This window comes from Streptomyces sp. NPDC045026, from assembly GCF_056432625.1.
The window spans coordinates 23,198-41,686 of the sequence record NZ_JBWKIS010000035.1 but is presented as its reverse complement, the minus strand read 5'-3'; the positions used below and the strand labels follow the sequence as shown (position 1 = coordinate 41,686).

Sequence of the window (18,489 nt, the reverse complement as noted above, 5' to 3'; positions counted from 1 at the left end):
AACCCGATCCGGCCCGAACCCGATCCGGCCCGAACCCGATCCGGCCCGAACCCGCTCAGAGGACAACGATGTCATGAGTGCACCTTCCTTCCGCCCCTTCCGGCCCTCCCCTGTCGGCAGGCCCCGGCGGCGCAGCGCCGGCCCGCTCTTCGTCACCCCGTTCATGCTGCTCTTCGCGATCTTCCTGGTGGTGCCGTTCGCCTGGGGTCTGTGGATGAGCTTCACCGACGCCAGCCTCACCGGAAGCGGCGATTCCACGTTCTCCGGTCTGGACAACTACGCCGAGGCCCTGACCGATCCGGTGATGTGGGACACCATGGGCAACACCGTGGTGTTCACCCTGCTGTCGACGGTCCCCCTGGTGGTGTTCGCGCTGGGGATGGCGCTGCTCGTGCACACCGGACTGCCCGGCCAGTGGCTGTGGCGGCTCGCGTTCTTCACCCCGTACCTGCTGACCAGCGCGGTGGTGTGGCAGGTCGGGCTGATGCTGTTCCAGCCGGACATCGGCATGCTCAACACCGTGCTCAAGGCGGTCGGCCTGGACGGCATCGGCTGGCTCCTCGAGGAGAAGTACGCGATGTGGTCGGTGGTGCTGATCACCGTCTGGTGGACCGTCGGCTTCAACTTCCTGCTGTACCTGGCGGCCCTGCAGGCCGTCCCCGACCAGCTCTACGAGGCGGCCGCCATCGACGGCGCCGGCGCGTGGCGACGCCTGTGGTCGATCACCCTGCCCCAGCTCCACCGCACCACCGCGCTCATCGCGGTCCTGCAGATCCTCGGCTCGCTGAAGGTCTTCGACCAGATCTTCCTGCTGACCAGGGGCGGCCCGAACGGCTCCACCCGCCCCGTCCTGGAGTACATCTTCGAGACCGGCTTCACCGGCTACCGCCTCGGCTATGCCTCGGCCATGTCGTACATCTTCTTCGCCCTGTTGCTCGTTCTCTCCATCGGCCAGCTGAAGTTCTTCTCGCGCAGGGAGGCATGACGATGATCACGGACACCCTCACCCGCCCGCGCCCCACACCCTCCGCAGCGCCGGGAAAGGTCCGCCGGGCCCGCCGCTCCACCGCACCGCAGCAGGTGCTGGGCTCCGGCCGGGGCGCCAGGGCGGCCGCCGTGACGGCACTGATCCTGATGACGGTGATGTGGCTGGCGCCGATCGCCTGGGCCCTCACCGTCTCGCTCAAGTCCGAGCCCGACGCGGCCACGGTCGGCGACGGCTGGATACCCGCGCACGGCTTCACCGGCGAGGCCTACCGCAAGATCTTCGCCGCGGGGAAGATCCCGATGTGGGCGCTGAACAGCCTGGTGGTGGCGGTGGCGGTGACCGTGATCACCGTGACTGTCTCGGCGCTGGCTGCCTACGGTTTCTCCCGTACGCTCTTCCGCGGCCGCAAGCTGCTGTTCGCCGTGACGATCGCCTCGATCATGATTCCGCCGCAGATCATGATCGTCCCGCTGTTCCGCGAGATGGTCGCGCTCAACCTCCTGGACACCTACGCCGGGATGATCCTTCCCCAGGTGGTGGCGGCGCCGATGGTCTACATCCTGAAGAAGTTCTTCGACGGCATCCCGCGAGAACTCGAGGACGCCGCCCGGATCGACGGCGCGAGCAGTATCCGTGTCTTCCTCAGCATTGTGCTGCCGCTCTCGCGGCCGGTGCTCGCAGCCGTGTCGATCTTCGTCTTCATCGGCACGTGGAACAACTTCCTCTGGCCGTACATCAGCACAAGCAAGCAGTCGCTGATGACGCTGCCGGTCGGTCTCGCGACGGTGAAGGACGCCTACGGCCTGCAGTACGCGCAGTTGGCCGCTTCTGCGATGCTGGCGTCCATTCCGCTCGTCGTCGTGTTCATGCTGGCGCAGCGCCAGATCGTGAAGTCCGTCGCCACTACCGGGCTCGGCGGCCAGTAGGTACCGCAAGGCCCGAACCGCCCGGTCGGACCGGCAGCCTTGCCGGTCCGACCGGGCGGTTCCGTGTCGCCTGGCCCTCAGCCGATCGCCCGGCGCAACCTGTCCGCGATGTCGGCGCTCTCCTCTGAGGTGGGTGCGTGCACCCCGTTCTCCGTCATCAGGGCGTGGTACTTCTGCTGCTCGTAGGGCACACCCGGCGGCAGCCCGGCGATGTGCCAGTGCAGATGACTGTTGCCCTGCGCGCTGCCCAGCGACAGCAGATGCGTCCGCTCCGGCGCGAACACCGCCTCCACCGCCAGCGCCACCTTGCGCACCACGAGCATCAGCCTGGCGTATGCCGGATCGGCCACATGTAGCTGGGGCCGGTGCGCGCACGGGCGACGTAGGTGTCGAGGTCCATGGCCTCCCGCCTCATCCGGCTCACCCTTCCTCGGGAAGCCGCGCGCTGACGGCCTGCTCCAGTTCCGTCATCGTGTGGCCGAAGACCGCACTGCAGCAGCTCGTCGAGCTGCGCCACAGACACCTCCTGCTCATCGGGGTCTAGTGACGATGCGTGGCGTCCGCGTGCCGGGGGTGCTCGAAGCCGGGCATCAGGGTCACCGATTCGGCGTGGCGGCGTTCCAGCCACAGTGTGAAGTGACGGTCGGCGGCTGCCTGGTGGAGTTCGTCCTCAATGGCGGGGCGCGCCGCTTCGTAGGGGCCGGGGTGCAGGTCGCGGTTGCGGGCGTAGTAGTCGCGGACGGCGGACTCCGGCACGGCGACGTCGGCGGTGACCCGGGCGCGTACCGCGAAGGCCACCGGCAGCGACGTCAGGACGGCCGCCGTCACGCCGCCCATCCGCAAGGCGTCTACCAGGCTCAACTCACCTTTGGCGGGCGGTGGTCGACGTGGGAGGTTCAGCTTCGCCGCCTCCTCTTCGACGACCGCCTCGTAGGTCATGACCTGGACCACCCAGCGGCGCAGGTTGCGCGCGTCCGCTGTTCCGGGGCGGGGCAGGCGGGGGGCCAGGGGGCCGCTTCGGAGCGCGGCCACTCTGGCCTCCACCTCGGCCTCGGTGAGGGTCCGGTCACCGACGACGGCGGCGACGTGGGTGTGCGTCACGGGGCGACCTCGATCTCGACCGCCTCGGTGTAGTGCAGATGGCCCGCGGCGGCCAGTTTGACGACCGCCCACCAGCGGCCGGGCCTGGTGCCGGCGGGGACGGACACCGGGAAGCTCAGCGTGTGCTCACCCCGCGCCGGGACCTCCGCACCCGTGTTCCACCCCGGGAACAGGTCGAACGTCTGCCAGGGGCTGATGAGCTGGGCCTGGACGTGGACCGGCGTGCGGGCGTCCGATGCCAGGTGGACGTCGAGCGTGCCCGCCTCTCCCGGAGCCAGGCGCAGGGACGTCGTCCGGAGGGTCGCCACCGGCTCGGCGGGCGGCGCCTCGCCGATCTGGACGCGGGTCACATCCTCGAAGGTCTGTCCGTCGTACGTCGTGCGCGCCCGCAGCCAGTACGTTCCCGGCTCGGCGGAGGGCGGTGGCGCGATGCGCAGCTGGTGGGCGATGTGGCCGCCCGGTTCAAGGGCGTACGGCACGGTGGCCGTGTCCGCCGACCAGCCTTCCGGGAGCAGCAGCTGGACCTCTCCGGCGGTCGACTCCTCGGTGAGACCGGAGGCCACCGTGACCGTGAGGTCGCCGGCTCCGTGCAGCACCTGCGGGTGCAGATGGACGGCCACGGGCAGGTTCCCGGTCGGGGCCGGGCCGGTGTTGTGCAGCCAGTAGCGGGTGAACACCGGCTGGTCGGGCTCGCGCCCCGGCTCCACCCCGCCACGCCACTCGGCGAGCGGTGCGACGACCGTCGCGATGTCCATGCCGCCGAGGTCGACGGTGAGTCCGGCGAGGGGTGCTTCCGGGCGCTCCAGCAGGGTGGCGCTGCGGGCGTCGGTGAGCGGGAGGTCTGTGGCCAGACGGGCCTGGACCGGCCGGCCGTTCGCCTCGTAGAGCCGCAGCGTCAACCCCGATACGGGTCCCGGGAGTTCCCCCTCCGCCAGGGCGTTGCCCGTGGGCTTGAGCGCGCTGAGGACGACCTGGCCCGCCGGTTCCACCGCGAGGAACGACCGCTTCTCCGGTTGGCCCACGCGCTCACCGCGTACCGCGCGCAGCGGGTGGTTCACGTCGTGGGCGCGCGGGACCACGTTCTGCGCGCGCCAGTCGCCCGGTCCGGCCATGAGCGTGTAGTCGAAGGAGTGGGTCCAGTGCTGCTGCTGGAACGTGGAGCCGTCCGGGTGGGTGCGGCGCGGCGGGTCGATCCAGACGCCGGACGGCCAGCCGGTGCAGGAACGCATCAGCGACAGGTGCAGGGCGCCGCCGGAGTCCACCGCGAAGCCGGGAACGCCCCGGTTGACGAGGGCGACCGTGTAGTCGTCGAGCGGCGGTTCGGTGAGCGGGCCGCCGTGCGCGACCTCGATCGTCGCGTCGTCCAGGTCCGCGACCAGGTCGTCCACCGCGCCCTCGCCGGCCACGACGAGCACCGGCAGCGCGTGTGCGGCGCGCAGGTCGGCGCCCGGTACCCACACCTTCTCCAGCGGGCTGTCGGCCGGGACCCACAGGCGGGCCCGGCCGGTCGTTGCGAGCTGCGCGGCGAACGCGTCGGCGTACTCCCCCGTCAGTACCTCGGCGGTGAACGGGTTTTCGTCCGGGCCGCCGAGCGCGATGCGTACGTCGGGGAGGTTGGAGTCCACGGCGAGGTCGCCGTAGCGGGCGCCTGGCGCGGCCGAGCAGGTGCTGGTCACGCCCGCCTTCACCAGGGCGACGGCGAGGTCCTTGGCGCCGGCGCCGTCGGGCGTGACGATCTCCGCGATGCCGATGGCACGGGCCCCGTCGGGGAGCCGGACACGTGCGGTGGACGACAGGGCGAACCAGTTGTTGGCCGGGTTGTCGAGGGTCCAGGGATGCTCCGCCGAGTCGACGTCGATCAGGCCGAAACCGCGCCCGATGACGGCGTTCGCGACCTCGCTGACCGGCAGGGCGCCGGGCACCCGCACCGGCCAGCGCAGCCGCAGCAGCCGGTCGGCCCCGTCGAACGCGTCGATGTGCGTGACGCCGTCGAGACGGTCGACGCCGTGCCAGAGGGTGAGGGTCTGCGTGTACCGCACCGGGCCGACCGTGCCGGTCACCGTGATCCGCTCGCCGAGGGCGCTCGTCTCGGTCCGCACGGATGTGGCGGGCGCGGACGCCGAGCCGATCACGGCTCCGTTCGGCACCAGGTGCCAGGGGCCCTCGTGGTAGCGGGGGTGCGCCGGGTACTCCTCGTAGACCAGGAGTTCGTTGCCGACGCGGCCGGCCTGGAGCAGTTCTCGGCCTTCGACGGTCAGCCGGGAGACGCAGCCACCGCGTTGCGGGTCCACTTCGAGGATGTGCGTCGAGTTCGCGATGCGGGTCGCTCCGTCGGACGGCGTCCAGTTCGAAGCCGTACGGGAGGGGCTGAGGCGGAAGGCGCGGTAGCCGAGCGACGGCACGTCTGCGGCGAGGAAGACGACGTCGGCCTCGGCGAGCGAGCCGTCCTCGTGGTGGCTCGCGTGTTCCAGGACGAGGGGGGTGCCGTCCGTCAACTCCCAGCCGTGGACGCCGGGTTCGGGGTGGCTGAGCCGGATGCGGACGAGGTCGGTGCGCGGCCAGGCCGACGGGTTGAACACGGTCACCGTGTCCTCGGCCGCGGGGCCGAGGCGGCGCAGTGAGACATCGAGGACGTCGCGCCCGGTGTCGTAGGCCTCCCGCCAGCTGGTGAGCAGGTCCAGGTAGACCTGGTCGGACTCGGAGCCGGTGATCGCGTCGTGGTGGGCGCCGTACGCGAGCTGCCGCCACGCCTTGTCGATGCGGGCGTGCGGGTAGTCGGCACCCGTCTCGACGGAGGCGAGGGTGGCGAACGTCTCGGCTTCCGTGAGCAGCGACTCGGCGGCGCGCTGCGCCTGCTTGGTGTCGATGAACGACACGTCCTTGCCCGTGTAGACCGGGTTCATGTCCCGGGTCTGCGGCGAGGGTTCGGTCAGCTCGCCGCGTACGGCTGCGAAGAACTCGCTCGGCAAAGCGCACTTGAAGCGCGGCCAGGTGTAGCGGGCGGCGAAGTCCCGGTGGATCTCGGTGACCCAGTGGTTGGGCGGGGTGTAGTCGGTGCCGACCGGGAGGAGCAGGTTACGGGTGGCGGCCACGTTCTTCATCAGCCGGTACAGCTCCAGGACGGCGTCCTCGGCATCGGCGAGGCTGGTGGCGGAGTCCATCCACCAGCCCGCGCTGTAGTGCGCCGGCATGTAGTGGGTGAGGACGCCGCGGCCGCTGGGCGAGAGCCACTCGAACTCGGCGGGGAACTGCATCGTCGACGGGTCGCCCCAGCCGTCCTGTTCCCGGTCGCGGTCGGTGAGCATCGGGCCCCACTGGTGGTGCGGGCCGCGCGCCCACGACGACGAGGTGAGCCCGGCGTCGGCGGCGAGGCCCGGGAACTGCGGGTCGTGCCCGAACACGTCCAACTGCCAGGCGGTCTGCGGGTCGGCGCCCATGATGCCGCGCTGGAAGCCGATGCCGTACACGAGGTTGCGGACGGTCGACTCGGCGGAGGTGAGGTTGGTGTTGGGCTCGTTGTAGGTGCCGCCCATCAGCTCGACGCGGCCTTCCGCGAGCAGCCAGCGCAGCAGGGCGCGGTCCTCGGGGTGGGCGTCCCAGTACGGCTTGAGGTAGTCGACCTCGGCCAGCACGAACTTGTAGTCGGGGTCACGGCGGGCCGTCCGCAGATGCAGCCGCATCAGTTCGAAGCCGGTGTACTGCCAGCCGATCCGGAACCGCTGCGCCGTGTCGCCCGCGTCGTCCCAGGTGGTGGTGTACGCGGCCTGAGTGTTCCACCACACCGGGTCGTAGTGGAAGTGCGGCACCATCCACACCGTCCAGCCCGGCTCGGCCACGGTCAGTTCGGCGTGGGCCACCTGGTCGCCGGCGGTCACCGTGAGGGGGACGACGGTGCCGGGTGCGGCGTCGCAGCGCACCCCGATCTCCACGGGCTTGCCCGGCTCCCCCGCCGTGGTCTCGCCGTACGCGCCCGGGCCGGTGACGACGACCGGGGCGGGCTCGTCGAGCGCCACGCGGACGACTTGCAGGGGGCTGTCCGCGGGACCGACGAACAGGTCGGTCGGCTCGACACCGATGATGCGCACCGTGCTATCCCTTCACCGATCCGGCCATGTTGAACGAGCCGGAGAGGTACTTGTTGACGAGGACGTAGAGCAGGACGGCCGGCGTGGTGTAGATGACGGAGAACGCCGCCAGCTGCCCGTACGCCACCTGACCGTACTGAGAGAAGAACGAGTAGATGGTGACCGCGGCCGGCTGCTTCTCCGGGGTGTCGAGCAGCACGAACGGGACGAAGAAGTTGCCCCACTGGCCGACGAACACGAAGATCGCGACCACGGCGACGCCCGGCGCCATCAGCGGTGCCACCACACGGCGCAGCGACTGGAACCAGCCCGCGCCGTCCACCCAGGCGGCCTCCTCCAGGCTGATCGGCACCCCGTCCATGAAGTTCTTCATCATCCAGATGGCGAACGGCAGCGCGCTGGCCGTCAGGAACAGCACCATCGCCGCCACGGATCCGTACAGCTGGAAGCGGAAGAACATCGCGTAGACCGGGACCATGATCGCGGTGAGCGGCAGGCCCGTGGAGAACAGCAGCGTGAGCATGAAGTGCCGCTTGTAGCGCAGCCGGTAGCGGGAGAGCGGGTACGCGGCGAGCCCGGAGACGACGACCGTGAGCAGGGCCGTGGAGCCGGAGATGACCACGGAGTTGAGCAGCGGCCCGTACACCGTGTCCCAGTTCAGGACGGCCCGGAAGTTGGTGAGCGAGAAGGAGAAGGACAGTTCGGCGGCCGGTGAGGAGCCGGGCTGCACGGAGGAGAGCAGCACCCACACGAACGGGCCGAGGAAGCAGAGCGTGATCAGCACGATCACGGCGTACGACGCGGTGCGCGCGCCCCGGCGGGTCATCAGTCCTCCACCTTGATCAGCCGCAGGTACACCAGCGACAGCAGGCCGCCGAACAGGAGCATCACCAGGGCGATGGCGCTGCCGTAGCCGACCTCGAAGTACTTGAACGCCTGCTCGTACATGTACAGCGGCGTCGTCTGGCTCTCCTCGCCGGGGCCGCCGCCGGTCAGCGCGTAGATCAGGCCGAAGCTCGCGAGGGTCTGCAGCGTGGTCAGCATCAGGTTGGAGAGCACGGAGCGCTGGATCAGCGGCAGGGTGACACTGAAGAAGGTGCGGCCGGTGGAGGCGCCGTCGACCTTCGCGGCCTCCATCACGTCACGGGGCACCTCGGACAGGGCCGCCGAGTAGACGAGCATGGAGAACGCGGTGCCGCGCCAGGTGTTGGCGAGGATCACGGCGAGCATCGGCGCGGAGACCAGCCACTCCTGGTGTATGCCGAGCACCGAGTTGAGCGTGCCCTTCTCATCGAGGAACGAGAACCAGCAGGCGGCGGCGACGACTTCGGGGACCACCCAGGCCGCGATGACGACGCCGTTCACCACGCCTCTGACGACCCGGTTCTTGCCGCGAAGCACCAGGGCGATCAGCAGACCGAGCACGTTCTGGCCGAGCACGGCCGAGAACAGGACGAAGACCAGGGTGCGTACCAGCGAGCCGGTGAACGCGTCGTCGCCGAAGAGCCTGGTGAAGTTGTCCAGGCCGACGAAGTGCGAGTTCACGGAGGCCGACCCGGTGAGGGTCTCATTGGTGAAGGCGATCCAGACGCTCCACAGGATCGGCCCCACCAGGAAGATCGCGATCAGGACCAGGGCCGGCGCGAGCGGCAGGAGCCAACGCAGCGAGCGGCGGCCCGGCGACGGCGTCTTCGCAGGGGCGCGCGTCGCCGGGGCGGAGGCGGTCAGCGTCATGACGTCGAGACAACGTTGTCTGCACCGACGATCCGGCTCACTTCCTGGGCGTATCGCTTCGCCGCGTCCGCCGGGGACCTGCTTCCGGTGGTGACCGCCTCCATCGCCTCCTGGATCTGCGCGGAGACCTTCGGGTACTGCTCATAGGCGGGCCGGTAGTGGGTCACCTTCGCGAGGCCGGTCCAGAACGCGATCGAGGGGTCGCTCTTGAGGTACGCCGGGTCGGACGCCACGTCCTTGCGGACGGCGAGGTCGCCGGAGCCCTCGGAGTACATGGCGGCGTTCTTCTTGTTCAGCGCCACCGTGATGAAGTCGAAGCCCTTCTGCTTGAGCTTGCTGTACGAGCTGACCGCCATGACCCAGCCGCCCGACATGCTCACCGCGCCCGGCGCCTCGCCGCCCTGCGTGGGCATCGGGACCCAGCCCATCGTCTTGGTCCATTCCGGCCACGGGTGCGGTCCGGTCGGCTTCCAGGAGCCGGAGATCCAGCCGCCGTCCAGGCTGATGCCGAGCTTGCCCTCGGGAAACCACTCGAAGAGCGCCTTGTCGGCGAGCTTGAGGTTGAGGGCGTCGGCCTTCTTCGGGCCGAGGTCCTCGCGGTAGATCGTGTCGATGAACTTCAGGGAGTCGGTGATGCCCTTGCTCTGCGACACCCACTTGTCGTGTGCGAAGAGGGTTCCGCCCGGGGTGCCGTACAGGAGCATCTCGAAGCCCTGCATGGTGGCGCCCTCGCCGTGGATCTTCGCGGAGTACATGCAGAACGGGGTGACGCCGCGCACCTTGCGCTTGATGGTGCGGGCCGCATCGAGGATGTCGTCCCAGGTCTTGGGGGCCCAATCGACGGGCAGGCCTGCGGACTTGAAGACGTCCTTGTTGTACCAGAGGCCGCGGTTGTCGGTGGAGATCGGGACGCCGTACGTCTTGCCGTCCAAGCCCTGCGCCGCCTGGCGCAGCGACTTCGGGAACTGCTCCTCCCAGTCGGGCCACTTGGCGAGGTAGGAGTCGAGCGGGGCCAGCTTCTTGGCGGCCACGTCGGCGTTGACCTGGAAGGTGTCGTGGAAGTAGACGTCGGGGGCGGAGCCGGGCGAGCGGTTCAGGAGGGCGAGCTTTGTGTAGTAGTCCTCGCTGCTGCCCTGGACCGGTGTCAGCTTGACGGTGACACCCTTGTGCGCGGCCTCGTACTCCTGCTTGGCCGCCTTCAGCGTCTTCTCCAGGTGCGGCCAGGTCTTCTCCACGCGGTAGAGGACCTCGAGCTCGCCCGGCTCGCGGCCGGACCCGCTGCCGCAACCCGAGACGGCGGCGGTGGCCGCGGTGGCGAGGGAGGCGGCGAGGAGGGTGCGTCTGTTCAACTCATGCTCCCGGTGGCAGAGTTACAACGATGGAAAGCCAAGTGCCGCGCAACGTAGATCAGTTGGCGCAAGGCCGTCAACACCTGGGACGTCATTGCCGGTCAGTAGCAACGAAGTTGGGCCTCCGCGGCGGAAATTTGCGCCTACCCATGGACAACACGCCCTCGACCGGCCTACTTTCGCCGACTGTTTACAACGATGTCAGGCTTTCGAGGAGCAGTGATCGTCGATGGTGTCACGAAGAAATCTCCTGCAGGCGGGCGGCGCGGTCCTGGCAGGCGGAAGTCTCGGGATCTCCCTGCCGCAACAGGCAGGGGCCACCGAGCGCGGCGCCGCGGCCCGCCTCCTGCCGTCCTTCGGCCGGGCCGCCCGGCTCGACGTCGCCGACGTCAGCAAGCTGACCGGCAACGACCAACTGCTGCTGACGACCCTCCAGGGCATCGTCAACCGGCGCAGCCCACGCCTCTACTTCAACTTCGACAGCGGCGAGGTCGACCTGCGCTGGCTCGCCGGCACCGGCGCGAAGGCCACCCACCACGCCGACGCCCTGGACCTGGTCGGCCGCTACCGCGACGAGGTGCGCGGCGCCGTTCTCATCGACCCCGACGTGCCCGACTCGGTCAACGTCGCCACCACGCTCGCCGGCCTCCACGGCGCCGTCGCCGCCACTGCCGAACAGGCGAAGGCCCACGGCCTGAAGACCGTCACCGACCTGCGCGGCCGCTTCGACGCCGACGACGTCCTGGCCACCTACCGCTGGCAGCTCGACCACATCTTCCCGCACTGCAGCCACGCCCTGCTGGCAGGCCTGCCGCCGAGCCGGACCGTCGGCGTGGACGGGGTCAAGTGGCGCGAGGTCGCACGGGAGACCGAGCGGATCCGCGACATCTCCAACCGCAAGGTGCGCACACTCGACCTCAGCCCGGAACTCGGTGGCGACAACGATGTCTACCTCCGGTTCCAGGACTCCTTCGGGGACGACGGCTGGGGCGCCTCGGTCGCCTCGGTCACCGTGAAGGCGGACGGCAAGAACATCGCCTCGTTCACGCCGGGCACCGACGCCGAGAAGCCGTACCTGTTCGACGGCCTCAACTCCTCCCTCGGGGACAAGTCGAACCGGTTCAGCGACGGCGGCGGCTACTTCGTCTACCACTTCACCGCGCCCGCCGGCACCAAGGAACTGACGGTCGACGTCGACCTGTGGAACCAGTACCTGGTCACCGCCACCAACACCGCGCCCACCCGCGTCGAGCCCTTCCCGTACTTCCGGGACTACGTGGTGGCGAGCAAGGCCATGGTGCTGTGGCTGCCGCCGTCGGGCGACACCGGCAAGCTCCTCGACGAGACCTTCGGCAAGGTGAAGCCGACCACCCCGTACACCGGCTGGTTCTCCAACGACGTGGCCGGCGAGTGGGGCGGCGTCGACCGCGCCTCGCAGCACGGCATCCAGGTCGTGCCCGCCGACTTCTACATGAACGGAACGGTGCACGCCGGCACGCGGGCGAAGATCTCCGCCCGGGTAAGGCCCCGCCCGAAGGCCGAGCTCCACAACCGCGTGTACGTGACGCTGACGGTCGGCGAGGGCGACAACGTCCAGTACTGCCAGCGCCGGATGCGGGACATCTGGGACGACCCGAAACGCGGCACCGTCCCCGTCAACTGGACGGTGAGCCCGCTGCTCGCCGACATCGGACCGGCGCTCCTCGCGTACTACCAGCGGACCGCGACCGCCAATGACCTGCTCATCTCCGGTCCGTCCGGGGCGGGTTACACCTACCCCGGGTCCTGGCCCGAGGAGGCTCTGGACGCGTACACGGCGCTCAGCGGCCGTTTCCTGCGCCGCACCGGCATGGATCTGGCCTACGCGTACAACCCCCGCAACGCCGCCAACGACGGCTGGATCCCGTTCGACGAGCGGGTCATGGCGTCGTACCGCAAGAACACGCCGGTGCGCGGGGTCATCCAGTCCTGGGAGACCGGCGACCTGCAGGTGCGGCCGGCCGGGATCCCGGTGATCGGCAACTTCTACCCGCAGGGGAAGGGCAAGGAGTTCCGCGACGCGCTTCTCCGGCACATCGAGGGGCGGGACACGTCGAAGCCGATGTTCGTTGCCGCCGCGATCAACGCCTGGGACTGGACCCCGAGCGATATCGCGGACCTCGCCGCACTGCTGGAGGACCCCTTCGAGGTCGTCCGCGGTGACGCGTTCTTCTCACTGATGGACCTCAGCGCCGTGTGAGGGCTGCTCCCGCATCGCCCGTCCTTCCCATGACGCCGCCCGCGCAGCACTCGGGCGCGGGCGGCGTGGGGCGGTGGAGGGGCGCAGGACAGTGGGTCAGTTCTTCCGGAGGCCAAGGCGCGGCTGCGGCCTCGGGCGGCTGCCAGGGCGGCGCGGACTCCGTCTATACCTCATCCGTGCAGGTGGGAGCGGTTGGCCATGGCGCCGGCAGGGGTCGCTCGAATCAGCCCTCTCACGCAGCTGCAGTGGCCGCGGTATGATGACCGACCGTGCTGCTGCGACTGGCGTACCTGGGCGTGACGAACGCCTTCGCCATGCTGCGCCTGCTACCGACGAGCGACCGGGACGAGGACACGGAATTCCTCGCCCTGCGTCATCAGATCACGGCGCTGGAGCACCAACTCGGCGAAGCCAGGCCGCAGTTCGACCCGGGCGATCACGCGTTCCCGGCAGCGCTGCTGCACCGGCTCCCGAGGGATGCGCTGCGTCATCTGCGGCTACTGGTGCGCCCCGACACGGTACTGCGATGGCATCACGATCTACTCACAAGCCGCCATGCTGCCGCCTCCCGACCCAAGCGCCCGGGACGACCGCGGACCGTGCACTCGGTTCACGCCCTGGTGCTGCGCCTGACACGAGAAAACTCCAGCTGAGGCTACACAGGCGCCTGCACGGCGAACTGCTCGTGTCAGGAGTGGAGGTGGCCGCCTCCACGGTATGGGAGCTCCTCAAGGAGGCGGGAATTGAGGTCGTGTTCAGCGGCATCCGGATGCCGCGGATGAACTCAATCATGGAGAGGTGGGTGCAGCCCATCGCCGTGCACGCACTCGAAGGCCGCAGACTCCTGCGCACCCGCGTCCTTGGCAGCGTCATCAACGAATACCGCTATGCCGCTTGACCTGCAGCGACGACCTTCCGGGCCTCACAGGCCCCACGACAGGCCTGTGGGGGGCTCATTCGGCCGGGCAGCGTGGAGACAGCCCGCAGTTCACCACCGTCCTGGAAGGCATTCGGATCCCCCGGCTCGGGAAAGGTCGCCCCCCGTATCCGTCCCCTGCGCGTGCGGGGGACAAGGCGTATGCGTCCCGTGCCAACCGCGCGTATCTGCGTCGCCGCGGGATCCGCCGCACGATCCCCGAACCGGCCGATCAAGGCTGGCAACCGCAGGGCGTCGAGGAACGGGAGGCAGGCGGTCTCCGGCCTTCGACTCCAGTGACTACAAGGCCCGGCACGCGGTCGAGTGTGGCATCAACCGGTTGGGGCGGAACCGCCCGGCGGCCACCCGGTCGACAAACTTGCAGTCCACTTCGAGGCCACTGTCCTCGACGCAGCGATCAACGAATGGCTGTGACCGCACGCCGTGCACGCCGTGGTCCAGCTTGCCTACCGCGTCGGCTCACCGGCCGACCGAACCGTCTATCTGCTCACGGAGGATGTCAGCATGGCCAGCGTGCCGAGCAGTCTCCTCAATCATGTGCACCAGGACCCAGCGCATCGTCGGCGGAGGCGTCTCGCGGAGCGAACGGGCGCCTGGCCGATCCAAGTCATCACAGGCGTGGATGATCTCATTGCACCGCCGGATCGCCTGATCGTAAGCCGCTAGCAGGCTCTCAGTAGTCTCGTCGTCGGCAGGTTGGGACTCGTCGTCCCATCGCTCGACGTCAGCGCCAGCGTAGGCCCAAGCAAACCAATTGAGCTCAACTGCGGTCAGATGCTTGATGAGGCTGAGGATGCTGGTCCCTGATGACACCCCCGCAGTCCTGATTGCCTTGTCGGATGCACCCGACGCCTTGGCTGCGATGGCTTCCCTCAGATAGTTGAGGAAGGACGACAGCGTCGTCTTCTCATCGGCGTTGAGACTCGGCGGTCGCAGATCGCCACGCAGCTCGGGATTCATCACACTGCGACACTACTCATCGACGGCGCTGGACGACCAGAGATCCCAATCTGCCTCACGAGGCGGACATCTAAGACACGGCCTGACGCAGTTGCCGGCGGTGCGGAGGACATGAACTCATGGACGACAGAGCACCCGCCATGATGCGGGAGTTCTTTACCACGCTCGACGAGCGGTTCGGCTCGGCTCGGCTCGACGCAGTCTGCGCGCCCGCGGTAGCTGCAGGTACGGGCGGTTCAAGGATCCGTGACCGGCGCAGGGTAGGTCGGGGGCTTTAACGCCTCCGCCGGGTAGGTGTGCGCCACGCAACCAAACCGTCCGTCAACTCGCCCTGATGGCTGCCGTTCTCCGCGCACGCAACCGCGTTGGACGTCTCACCCGTCAAGGCTTCCTCACTCACCCCGGACGCGGCCTGCACCAGAAACAGACTCAACGCCGCACTTCGCGGGCTGTAATCGGCACAGCCAACGGCCGCCACTCTCGCCTGATCAACCCGAACACCCACGAGTCGGACACTTCACCGTTCACCACGCAGTCTTCCCGCAACGTCCCTTCACGCACGAATCCAATCTTCTCCAGAACCCGGGCAGATGCCACGTTGCGCGTATCGGTCTCGGCCTGAACTCGATTCAGGTCCAGCGTGTCGAATGCCCACTGCAGCAATGCGTGTGCAGCCTCCGTCGCATATCCGTGGCCCCACATCGCATCGTCGAGGACATAGCCCAACGACGCGCTGCGGTAGTCCGGGTTCCATCCGGTCAGACCGCACCAGCCGACGAAGGCCCCGTCAGAAGCACGGTCGATGGCCACCCGCGCCCCGGTGCCTTCGTTGGCCATCGTCCGGCACATCGCGATGAAACGCTCGGCGCGGGCCCGTTCGATCCACGGCGGGGAGTCCCAGTAGCGCATCACGTAGGTGCTGCTGTGCAGCGCGAACAGGGGGTCCGTGTCGGCGCCGGTGACGGGGCGCAGTCTCAGGCGAGCGGTATGCAGGATGGGGGTGGCCAAAGTCATGCGCACCATCTTGTGTGCTCATGCGGCGGGCAGAACACCGAATATCCGAACCCAGCCAGGACGCGGCCGATGCAAGAAACGGACTTGACGCTCTCTCAGATCGCGCGTATCTGCTGCAGTGTCAGTGGCGAGACCCGCTTGACACGAAGCCGGGCCTCTCGGGCTGATCATCTCCTTGACCCACCACTCTCCCCAGCTTTGTGCTTGCTGGTAAATGCATCCGCGCAGGTCAGCTCAGCCAGAACGTGACCGTTCGTCATCCGGCACGATCGCTGCTCATGCTCGTCCGCCCTCGCCTACCTCGCCGTGACACAGACCTCGCAACATTACGGTTGCTGCCGATGGCCGACCGCGAGAAGGATGCCGAGATCCTGGCCCTCCGCCACCAACTCGGCCTCCTGCAACGGCAACTCGACGGAAAGCGCCCCCGTTTCCGCCGCGGACCGCGCATCCCTCGCCACACTGCTCACCCCGCTCCCGCGCGCGGCACTGAGCCGACTCCGGCTGCTGGTCAGCCCAGACACCGTGCTGCGCCGGCACCGCGCCTGCTGAAACTCCGTCACCCGCCTACGAGCGCCGGCCAGCGCCCCGGCCGCCCCTGCATCCACGCCTCGTACTCCGCTTCGCCAACGACAACCCCGGCTGGGGATACCGCCGCATCCACGGCGAACTCGCCCTCCTCGGCATCCAAGTCACGCCTTCCACCGTCCGGGAAATCCTCAAGACGAGGGCATCGCCCCAGCCCCGCAACGGACCACCGTCACCTGGGCCGACTTCCTGCGCTCCCAGGCCCAGGCCCAGGCCCAGGCCCAGGCGATCCTCTCGATGGACTTCATCGAGACCAGTACGGCTTCAGCATGAATATTGCCCTGCTGTGTCACCCTCAACGCCTGTAAAATAGGAATTGGCAAAGCGTGGCGTCCCGGTTCGTGATCGTCGTCGCGGCCTGGCAGGAGATCCGCGAACACCGTCGCGCCAGGGGGTGGAGCGCTGTCGCTGAATCGCTCTACCTCAATTAGCAGCGGGTTGCCCGCGCCTCCGGCGTCGCTAAGCGCGCGGCCCGCTGGGGCAAGTGCGTTGTTGGTGCTTGCGACGGTCGGCTCCCCGCGTCGAGCAGCTGCTGGAAGCCTTGTTGACGCGTAGCGCTTTTTTGGATGTCTGTGATCGTGGCGTCGGGGACGGCGCGGAAGTACGAGCAGGCTGTGGGGCAGAGCAGTACCGTGATCGATCGCGAGCCGAGAGTGCTCACCTCATGGTCGGAACACGCTCGTTCCGGGCGACTTGCTGACCTTCGGGCGATGTGCGATACGTGGAGAGGAGCCCTTCGACGCGCGCCGAGGATCCTGGTGGCCCGTCTGGGAAGGGAGCGCCATGACAGGAGCGCACGAGGCCGCCGATCCATTGATCGCCGGGCGCTACCGGCTCCTGCGTCGACTCGGCACTGGCGGCATGGGACGGGTGTGGCTGGCCTACGACCAGGACCTGGAGTGCGAGGTCGCGCTCAAGGAGGTCGTCCTGCCGCCGGACCTTCCCGAACAGGAGGTGGGCGCCCGAGTCGCGAGGGCCCGCAGCGAAGCGCAGCACGCCGCCCGGCTGCGCAACCACCCCAATGTTGTCACCGTGTACGACATCGTGGAGGCGGGCGGCCTGCCGTGGATCGTCATGGAGTTCATCCCCGGCGCCATGGACCTGGAGGCGGTGGTGCGCGAGCAGGGGCCGCTGCCGCCCGCCCAGGCCGCCCGGATCGGGCTGGCGGTCCTGGACGCCCTCCTGGAGGGCCACCGGCTTGGCATCCTGCACCGGGACGTCAAACCGGCCAACATCCTGCTGACCCACCACGACCCGCAGCTCTCCCATCCACCGGGGGACGGCCAGGTGCTGCTGACCGACTACGGCATAGCGCTAGAGCCGAATACCGGAGAGACGCGTCTTACCGGCCCCATGGAAATCCTCGGAACTCCGCGATACATGGCCCCGGAACGGGCCCGCAGCGAAGCACCCACCCCAGCCTCCGACCTGTTTTCACTCGGCGCCACCCTGTACTTCGCGGTCGAAGGGACCGGACCCTTCGACCGCGAAACCGCCGTCACCACGCTGAGCGCCCTGCTGTTCGAGCCTGCCACCCTGTCGCTCCGGGCAGCGGAGCTCACCCCGGTCCTCCTCGGGCTGCTGGCCAAGGACCCCGCGGACCGATCGGACGGCGCCGAGGCAGCCCAGCAACTCACCGCCATCGCCGCCCAGCCTCACCCGTCCTCTTCGCAACAACCGGATCTCCCGCCGAAGATGCCACCTCCCGAGCGGCCCGGGCCCCCCGCCTCGAAGCCGCCGCGCCCTCAGGAATCGCCCCCGCCGACCGAGATCCCGCCGCAGGCCGAGCGGGAGGAACCGACCAACACGCCCCTGGGGGCTTTGCTGCACAAAAATGAAGGTACCGAGGCCCGGCGGCCACCCCACCCGCCGCGATCCATGCACCGAAGGGCCAGGCGCGTTGCGGGAGCGGTGCTAGTGGCCTTGGTCGCAGGGGGCGGTGGCATCTACGTAACACAGTGCCGTTCCCCGAGTCCTGAACTCCGCGCATCTACCTCCGTGCTCTCGATGCCGGTCGACAAGTCCCCGCAGGGAGTGGCAGCGTCCCCGAATGGGCGCCGGGTCTACGTGACCAGCTACAGCTCGGGCTCGGTGTCGGTGATCGACCCCAACACGGACCGCACGGTGGGCAAACCCATCCCTGTCGGCGACAACCCGGAAAAGATGACGGTGTCGCCGGATGGGCGTCGGGTCTACGTGACCAGCTACAGCTCGGACTCGGTGTCGGTGATCGACGCCACCACGGACCGCACGGTGGGCAAACCCATCCCCGTCGGCGACAACCCGGAGGGGGTGGCGGTATCGCCGGACGGGCGCCGGCTGTACGTGGTCAACGGGATCTCGGCCTCGGTGTCGGTGATCGACACCGCGAAGAACCGCACGGTGGGCAGCCCCATCCACGTCGGCAGTTTCCCGAAGGGGGTAGCGGTATCGCCGGACGGGCGCCGCGTCTACGTGACCAACTTCGGCTCGCACTCGGTGTCGGTGATCGACGCCACCACGGACCGCACGGTGGGCAAACCCATCCCCGTCGGCGACAACCCGGAGGGGGTGGCGGTATCGCCGGAC

The 18,489-nt window shown here is 68.8% G+C and carries 13 protein-coding genes and 1 pseudogene; 6 read left to right on the top strand and 8 right to left on the bottom strand.

Annotated features, from left to right (window positions below):
• Window positions 1-73 precede the first annotated feature (73 nt).
• Together AC07EJ_RS40785 and AC07EJ_RS40780 are read left to right on the top strand one after the other, a co-directional pair.
• Window positions 74-985: a carbohydrate ABC transporter permease gene (locus AC07EJ_RS40785; RefSeq protein WP_389491583.1), complete on the top strand. Its 912-nt coding sequence runs from the start codon at window positions 74-76 to the stop codon at window positions 983-985.
• A complete protein-coding gene (locus tag AC07EJ_RS40780) occupies window positions 982-1,914 on the top strand; it encodes a carbohydrate ABC transporter permease (RefSeq protein WP_389491584.1) in 933 nt (310 codons plus the stop codon). Before AC07EJ_RS40785 ends, AC07EJ_RS40780 begins: the two co-directional genes overlap by 4 nt.
• 77 nt (window positions 1,915-1,991) lie before the next feature.
• On the opposite strand, the gene AC07EJ_RS40775 is transcribed toward AC07EJ_RS40780, so the two are convergent.
• The 6 genes from AC07EJ_RS40775 to AC07EJ_RS40750 form a co-directional block, all read right to left on the bottom strand.
• Window positions 1,992-2,237 (bottom strand): hypothetical protein, encoded by a 246-nt coding sequence (locus AC07EJ_RS40775; RefSeq protein ID WP_393587851.1) that lies wholly within the window; start codon window positions 2,235-2,237, stop codon window positions 1,992-1,994.
• Window positions 2,238-2,454: 217 nt separating this feature from the next.
• On the bottom strand, window positions 2,455-3,015 hold the full coding sequence (locus AC07EJ_RS40770; protein WP_478886141.1) for a DUF7158 domain-containing protein: 561 nt from the start codon (window positions 3,013-3,015) through the stop codon (window positions 2,455-2,457).
• Window positions 3,012-7,100, bottom strand: coding sequence for a glycoside hydrolase family 38 N-terminal domain-containing protein (locus AC07EJ_RS40765; protein WP_478886140.1), 4,089 nt, complete (start codon window positions 7,098-7,100; stop codon window positions 3,012-3,014). The genes AC07EJ_RS40770 and AC07EJ_RS40765 overlap by 4 nt, the downstream gene beginning before the upstream one ends.
• 4 nt (window positions 7,101-7,104) lie before the next feature.
• On the bottom strand, window positions 7,105-7,926 hold the full coding sequence (locus tag AC07EJ_RS40760; RefSeq protein WP_389487389.1) for a carbohydrate ABC transporter permease: 822 nt from the start codon (window positions 7,924-7,926) through the stop codon (window positions 7,105-7,107).
• Window positions 7,926-8,834: a carbohydrate ABC transporter permease gene (locus AC07EJ_RS40755; protein ID WP_389487387.1), complete on the bottom strand. Its 909-nt coding sequence runs from the start codon at window positions 8,832-8,834 to the stop codon at window positions 7,926-7,928. The genes AC07EJ_RS40760 and AC07EJ_RS40755 overlap by 1 nt, the downstream gene beginning before the upstream one ends.
• Window positions 8,831-10,183 (bottom strand): extracellular solute-binding protein, encoded by a 1,353-nt coding sequence (locus AC07EJ_RS40750; protein ID WP_389487386.1) that lies wholly within the window; start codon window positions 10,181-10,183, stop codon window positions 8,831-8,833. The genes AC07EJ_RS40755 and AC07EJ_RS40750 overlap by 4 nt, the downstream gene beginning before the upstream one ends.
• A gap of 229 nt (window positions 10,184-10,412) precedes the next feature.
• Between AC07EJ_RS40750 and AC07EJ_RS40745 the strand changes: the two genes are divergently transcribed.
• Both AC07EJ_RS40745 and AC07EJ_RS40740 read left to right on the top strand, forming a co-directional pair.
• Window positions 10,413-12,422: a GxGYxYP domain-containing protein gene (locus AC07EJ_RS40745; RefSeq protein ID WP_478886139.1), complete on the top strand. Its 2,010-nt coding sequence runs from the start codon at window positions 10,413-10,415 to the stop codon at window positions 12,420-12,422.
• A 269-nt stretch (window positions 12,423-12,691) separates the two neighbouring features.
• Window positions 12,692-13,170 (top strand): annotated as a pseudogene (locus tag AC07EJ_RS40740) (hypothetical protein); the annotation flags it as partial.
• A 648-nt stretch (window positions 13,171-13,818) separates the two neighbouring features.
• Here the strand turns inward: AC07EJ_RS40740 and AC07EJ_RS40735 are convergent.
• Together AC07EJ_RS40735 and AC07EJ_RS40730 are read right to left on the bottom strand one after the other, a co-directional pair.
• Window positions 13,819-14,319, bottom strand: coding sequence for a DinB family protein (locus AC07EJ_RS40735; RefSeq protein ID WP_389487382.1), 501 nt, complete (start codon window positions 14,317-14,319; stop codon window positions 13,819-13,821).
• A 429-nt stretch (window positions 14,320-14,748) separates the two neighbouring features.
• A complete protein-coding gene (locus AC07EJ_RS40730) occupies window positions 14,749-15,333 on the bottom strand; it encodes a GNAT family N-acetyltransferase (RefSeq protein ID WP_389487380.1) in 585 nt (194 codons plus the stop codon).
• A 360-nt stretch (window positions 15,334-15,693) separates the two neighbouring features.
• On the opposite strand from AC07EJ_RS40730, the gene AC07EJ_RS40725 reads away from it, so the two are divergent.
• Together AC07EJ_RS40725 and AC07EJ_RS40720 are read left to right on the top strand one after the other, a co-directional pair.
• Entirely contained in the window at window positions 15,694-15,885 is a 192-nt protein-coding gene (locus tag AC07EJ_RS40725) for a hypothetical protein (RefSeq protein ID WP_478886138.1), read from the top strand.
• A gap of 819 nt (window positions 15,886-16,704) precedes the next feature.
• The coding region (locus tag AC07EJ_RS40720) for a serine/threonine-protein kinase (RefSeq protein ID WP_478886137.1) at window positions 16,705-18,489 on the top strand (1,785 nt) is incomplete at its 3' end.